General features: G+C 67.6%; 4 protein-coding genes. 2 read left to right on the top strand and 2 right to left on the bottom strand.

Annotation, left to right across the window (positions count from 1 at the left end):
• Positions 1-615 (bottom strand): VWA domain-containing protein (locus A9X04_RS00340; protein ID WP_156764158.1); only part of this gene is annotated, 615 nt, incomplete at its 3' end.
• Between the two features lie 257 nt (positions 616-872).
• Here A9X04_RS00340 and A9X04_RS30160 point away from each other — a divergent pair.
• Entirely contained in the window at positions 873-1,451 is a 579-nt protein-coding gene (locus A9X04_RS30160; protein ID WP_156764157.1) for a hypothetical protein, read from the top strand.
• A 263-nt stretch (positions 1,452-1,714) separates the two neighbouring features.
• On the opposite strand, the gene A9X04_RS31850 is transcribed toward A9X04_RS30160, so the two are convergent.
• Positions 1,715-2,392, bottom strand: a complete 678-nt coding sequence (locus A9X04_RS31850) for a DivIVA domain-containing protein (protein ID WP_369828903.1) — start codon at positions 2,390-2,392, stop codon at positions 1,715-1,717.
• A gap of 259 nt (positions 2,393-2,651) precedes the next feature.
• On the opposite strand from A9X04_RS31850, the gene A9X04_RS00325 reads away from it, so the two are divergent.
• Complete coding sequence (locus tag A9X04_RS00325) at positions 2,652-2,936, top strand: GlsB/YeaQ/YmgE family stress response membrane protein (protein ID WP_067916655.1); 285 nt, start codon at positions 2,652-2,654, stop codon at positions 2,934-2,936.
• The last annotated feature ends 115 nt before the right edge of the window (positions 2,937-3,051 follow it).

Below are 3,051 nucleotides of genomic sequence, written 5' to 3'. Positions count from 1 at the left end.
CAGCACGATGCGGGCCGGCGGCGGGGTGTCCCCGCCCGTGATGGCCGCGGCGCCGACCGCGTGCAGCGCGGTGAAGATCGCCTCACCGGTGGCCGTCCCGTCGCCGAAATCGAGTTTCTTCAGCGCGTCGAGGGTCGCCTGGTGCTGCGGGGTCGGCGGCACCAGCAGGTAGGGCGTACCGGCAAACCCGACCAGCCCGAGATTGATGCCCGGCGTCAGCTGGCCGGCGAACTGGCTGGCCGCCTGCTCGGCGGCTTTGAGCCGGTTGGGCTCGACGTCGGTGGAGGCCATCGATTCCGAGACGTCGATGACCAACACCACGACGGCGCGGTTGAGCGGAATGCGGATGTCGGACGTCGGCCCGGCCATCGCGGTGGTCAGCAGCGCCAACGCCGCGGCCAGCAGGATCGTCGGCACGTGCCGCCACCGGCCGGGGTGCAGCGGCGCGACGCGCTCCAGCACCTCCATGTTGGCGAACCGCAGCACCCGGCGCCGCCGGGCGAATTGCACCGCGACGTAGATCCCTATCACCAGCAGGACGACCAGCAGGACCAGGAAGAACCAGGCGTTCTGGAAGCCCGTCAGGGACACCGGGCCCAGCAGCGGCAGCTTCATGTCCAGCCACACTATGCGGCGAACGTCGACCCTGCACGGGGCCCCGGTCGGGTCGGGCCGCATCGACCCGCTGTCAACCGAGCCCTGATCGACGGGCCGGTTTTGATCGTCGGACAGCTCGACGATTGCGCCAGCCGGCAGAAAGCGCCTTAGCTAACAGGGGATGACCCGACCGACCTTTGAAACCGCCAATCCGCAGCAACCGTGTGAGCGGCGCCGAGCGCTAATATTTGTTGGCGAGGTAGAAGGAATGGCTCATGGCCCTGACGACAAACACGCACGCACGGAAGGCAGCGGACGAGGCCGAACGTGAACCCCACCTGTTGGCCGTAGAGCGAGCGTCCAGTGCCGGCAAACGGGCCGGGGAAGCGCGACGACGAGCGCAGGCAGCGCAGCGATCCGCGGCCGGCAGCATTGACTCCGCGGCCGAAAGCCTAGCCAGAACGGCGGATAGTCAGGACCGAGTCGCAAGCACTTTCGACGATGCGGCCGAACATCTCGGCCGTCGACGGGAGGACTACCGGGCTCGGGCGGCTCGGCACCGCAAGTTCGCGCGGGAAGATCGCCGGATGGCTCAGCAGCTGCGAAAAATCAGCGGGGATCCGAATTGGGCCAGGGATGCTCAGCGGCGTTGCAAGCAGAGGTTTTTTTACGCGCTCCGCAAGAATCACGAGATGAGATTCCTCCTGGAACAAACGGAAAACCGGATGGAAAGCACGGCGGAGGAACGTCGACGCGCCCTTTTGTTGGGCGCTGAACTGCAGCCGATGTCAACCGTCAAGATCACCCTGGAGAAGGTGCGCTTAAACAACCCCTGGCCATCTGGGAATTCCTAGCCGGCTGCAGCCAAGGCCTACGCGAACGGCGACCGGCTTGAAAAGCCGCTTACTTCGACGGCCTCGCGCCACCGGCGGCGCGTGGCCTCGGGGGCGGGATCGCCGCAGACCCGGTGTCGTTAGAGCCTTAGCCGCCCAATCACGACGCGGTGGTGGACATTCCACACAAGCGCTCGAGCGTGCACTTCGCGAGCCGCATCGACACGAATGCGGCCTTTTCCGCCACGCTCGATGCCATGTCGGATCAGGCCCACAGTCCTCGCTCACAGGCTCAAAACGCCGTCGTGCGCGGCGATCTGGTCCCACGTCTCGCCTCGCGCGCGCCGCACGCTGTACCACGAGCCCTCGCTCAGCACGAGCTCCTCGCCGCCGTCTTGGGAGACGACCAGCAGCCGATGGCGTCTCAGCCCAAAAAGGCTCGCCGGCAAGGAGATCGGGGCGAGAACGACGGCGACGCACGCCTCCGCCAGCCACGCGACCGCGGCCCACACGATCCAGAGGCACCAGTTCCACAGCACGTTGAGCAGGATGGGAAACAGCAAGTCCACGACGAGGTCGACGAGGATGTTGTCCGATCCGGAGTCGCCGGACGAGCCCCAACCGGCGCCGTCCGTACGCCAGTCATGCCAGCGCGGTGTCCAGAAGAGAAACAGATTCGGCCGGATCTTCAGCGAGTACCGGGTCGGCGGTTGCTCACCCCGGGGCTCGGGAGGACCGGCGGCGGCCACGGGCGGCGATCCCCCCACCTGCTGCGCGACCCGGCCGAGGAACGCGTCGACCTCGTCCTCGTTGTAGCCGCGCTTTCCCAGCGGCGGCCTGGAGAACGCCACGTCGCGGATCCGCTCGGCGATCGCGGGGTATTGCGCCGGGTCCCGCAGCGCCGCCTCGAGGAAATCGAGGAACGCGTCGACCTGGTCCTCGTTGTAGCCGCGTCTGCCCATGGCGGGACGGGAGAACGCGACGTTGCGCACGTCCTCGGGCGTGAATCCCCCGCCGGCCGAGGGGCGGGCCGGGCGCGATTGCTCGGCCAGCTGGCGTTCGAGTTCGGCGACGCGCTTCTCGGCGTCTTCGTTGTTCATGCGCAGATGGTCGCACCCTCGGGCCGCGGGCGTGGCCGAGTTGTGTTAGAACCCCGCCGTTTCGGGGAATCCGCAGTCGAGGATGGCGCCCGCCCCGGGCGCCGCGACGACAGGAGCTGCAATGATCGGATCAATCATCCTGGCGATCATCGTGGGCGCGATCATCGGTGTGGTGGCTCGCCTCGTGATGCCCGGCAAGCAGGGCATCGGCATGATCATGACGGTGGTGCTCGGCGCCGTGGGTGGCCTGATCGGTTCGGCGGTGGCCGGCCAGTTCGGATACCACAACGCCAACGGCGGAATCGCCTGGATTCCGTTCTTCATCGGGGTCGCCGCCGCCGTCGTCCTCATCGCCATCTACGAGGCCGTGACGGGCCGCCGCAGCCACACCGGGATGCCCCGCTAGGTCGCTTCACCCCGGCGACGGCTGGCGGTCATCGACGACTAACTGGCTGTAGGTCGTGTCAAGGCTTGGGGTGGGCGTAGCAGTTCGGCATCCGGGTCCGGGTGCGATGGATGGT

Origin of the sequence: Mycobacterium sp. E3247 (genome assembly GCF_001667785.1) — a bacterium.
Lineage (GTDB): Bacteria > Actinomycetota > Actinomycetes > Mycobacteriales > Mycobacteriaceae > Mycobacterium.
This window is presented reverse-complemented; position numbering and strand designations above follow the sequence as displayed.

Bases quoted from the DNA above. Each gene is read 5' to 3' on its own strand.
- A9X04_RS30160 (WP_156764157.1), top strand. From the start codon at position 873: ATGGCCCTGACGACAAACACGCACGCACGGAAGGCAGCGGACGAGGCC.
- A9X04_RS00325 (WP_067916655.1), top strand. From the start codon at position 2,652: ATGATCGGATCAATCATCCTGGCGATCATCGTGGGCGCGATCATCGGT.
- A9X04_RS31850 (WP_369828903.1), bottom strand. From the start codon at position 2,392: ATGGGCAGACGCGGCTACAACGAGGACCAGGTCGACGCGTTCCTCGAT.